General features: G+C 49.5%; 2 rRNA genes (1 of these 2 cut by a window edge). Both read left to right on the top strand.

From position 1 onward, the window contains the following. Positions 1 to 827: ribosomal RNA gene (locus GD441_RS05550) — 16S ribosomal RNA — on the top strand; the annotation flags it as partial. A gap of 709 nt (positions 828 to 1,536) precedes the next feature. Further along, positions 1,537 to 2,500 (top strand): 23S ribosomal RNA (locus tag GD441_RS05555) (it continues 3,427 nt past the right edge of the window).

Below are 2,500 nucleotides of genomic sequence, written 5' to 3' on the forward strand. Positions count from 1 at the left end.
CCCGCAACGAGCGCAACCCTTGATCTTAGTTGCCAGCATTCAGTTGGGCACTCTAAGGTGACTGCCGGTGACAAACCGGAGGAAGGTGGGGATGACGTCAAATCATCATGCCCCTTATGACCTGGGCTACACACGTGCTACAATGGATGGTACAAAGGGCTGCAAAACCGTAAGGTGGAGCCAATCCCATAAAGCCATTCTCAGTTCGGATTGTAGGCTGCAACTCGCCTACATGAAGCCGGAATCGCTAGTAATCGCGGATCAGCATGCCGCGGTGAATACGTTCCCGGGCCTTGTACACACCGCCCGTCACACCACGAGAGTTTGTAACACCCGAAGTCGGTGGGGTAACCTTTTNTGTCGTGAGATGTTGGGTTAAGTCCCGCAACGAGCGCAACCCTTGATCTTAGTTGCCAGCATTCAGTTGGGCACTCTAAGGTGACTGCCGGTGACAAACCGGAGGAAGGTGGGGATGACGTCAAATCATCATGCCCCTTATGACCTGGGCTACACACGTGCTACAATGGATGGTACAAAGGGCTGCGAAACCGTAAGGTGGAGCCAATCCCATAAAGCCATTCTCAGTTCGGATTGTAGGCTGCAACTCGCCTGCATGAAGCCGGAATCGCTAGTAATCGCGGATCAGCATGCCGCGGTGAATACGTTCCCGGGCCTTGTACACACCGCCCGTCACACCACGAGAGTTTGTAACACCCGAAGTCGGTGGGGTAACCTTTTGGAGCCAGCCGCCTAAGGTGGGACAGATGATTGGGGTGAAGTCGTAACAAGGTAGCCGTATCGGAAGGTGCGGCTGGATCACCTCCTTTCTAAGGATATATACGAAACGTTGATGGTATTTGTTTTGTTTAGTTTTGAGAGTGTAATCTCTCAATATAAGAGACAAATTAGAAGCGAGAAGTTCGAGGAAGCAAGCGAACGAAGACCGGAGCGTGCTAATGCACGTGAGGATCTGAGTGAGTGAAGCTGACAAAGAAATTCGAAGCTTATCATTTGTCGAAATTCGTTCTTTGAAAACTAGATAACAGCAACAAGGCAAATTTTTGCGTCAAAACACCGAGTAAAATTAAGTAAGTTTTTACTGGTAGTAAATAAGCTGAACTTGATTCGAAGCGCCAGATTGGCGTGGAAGAAGCGAGCTTATTGTACGCCAATAGGTTANACACCACGAGAGTTTGTAACACCCGAAGTCGGTGGGGTAACCTTTTTGGAGCCAGCCGCCTAAGGTGGGACAGATGATTGGGGTGAAGTCGTAACAAGGTAGCCGTATCGGAAGGTGCGGCTGGATCACCTCCTTTCTAAGGATATATATGAAACGTTGATGGTATTTGTTTTGTTTAGTTTTGAGAGTGTAATCTCTCAACTTCGTTCTTTGAAAACTAGATAACAGCAACAAGGCAAATTTTTGCGTCAAAACACCGAGTAAAATTAAGTAAGTTTTTACTGGTAGTAAATAAGCTGAACTTGATTCGAAGCGCCAGATTGGCGTGGAAGAAGCGAGCTTATTGTACGCCAATAGGTTAAGTTAGAAAGGGCGCACGGTGGATGCCTTGGCACTAGGAGCCGATGAAGGACGGGACTAACACCGATATGCTTCGGGGAGCTGTAAGTAAGCTTTGATCCGGAGATTTCCGAATGGGGGAACCCACTGCTCGTAATGGAGCAGTATTCTTACCTGAATCCATAGGGTAAGAAAGGCACACCCGGGGAACTGAAACATCTAAGTACCCGGAGGAGAAGAAAGCAAACGCGATTTCCTGAGTAGCGGCGAGCGAAACGGAACTAGCCCAAACCGGAAGGCTTGCCTTCCGGGGTTGTAGGACACTCTATATGGAGTTACAAAGGAACGGGGTAAACGAAGAGACATGGAAAGGTCCGTCATAGAAGGTAATAACCCTGTAGTTGAAACTTCGTTCCCTCCTGAGTGGATCCTGAGTACGGCGGGACACGTGAAATCCCGTCGGAAGCAGGGAGGACNCTAAGTACCCGGAGGAGAAGAAAGCAAACGCGATTTCCTGAGTAGCGGCGAGCGAAACGGAACCAGCCCAAACCGGAAGGCTTGCCTTCCGGGGTTGTAGGACACTCTATATGGAGTTACAAAGGAACGGGGTAAACGAAGAGACATGGAAAGGTCCGTCATAGAAGGTAATAACCCTGTAGTTGAAACTTCGTTCCCTCTTGAGTGGATCCTGAGTACGGCGGGACACGTGAAATCCCGTCGGAAGCAGGGAGGACCATCTCCCAAGGCTAAATACTCCCTAGTGACCGATAGTGAACCAGTACCGTGAGGGAAAGGTGAAAAGCACCCCGGGAGGGGAGTGAAAGAGAACCTGAAACCGTGTGCCTACAAGTAGTCAGAGCCCATTTATGGGTGATGGCGTGCCTTTTGTAGAATGAACCGGCGAGTTACGATTTCATGCAAGGTTAAGCAGAAGATGCGGAGCCGCAGCGAAAGCGAGTCTGAATAGGGCGATTTTAGTAT

The sequence above is a fragment of the Peribacillus tepidiphilus genome (assembly GCF_009466385.1).
Taxonomy (GTDB): domain Bacteria; phylum Bacillota; class Bacilli; order Bacillales; family DSM-1321; genus Bacillus_BN; species Bacillus_BN tepidiphilus.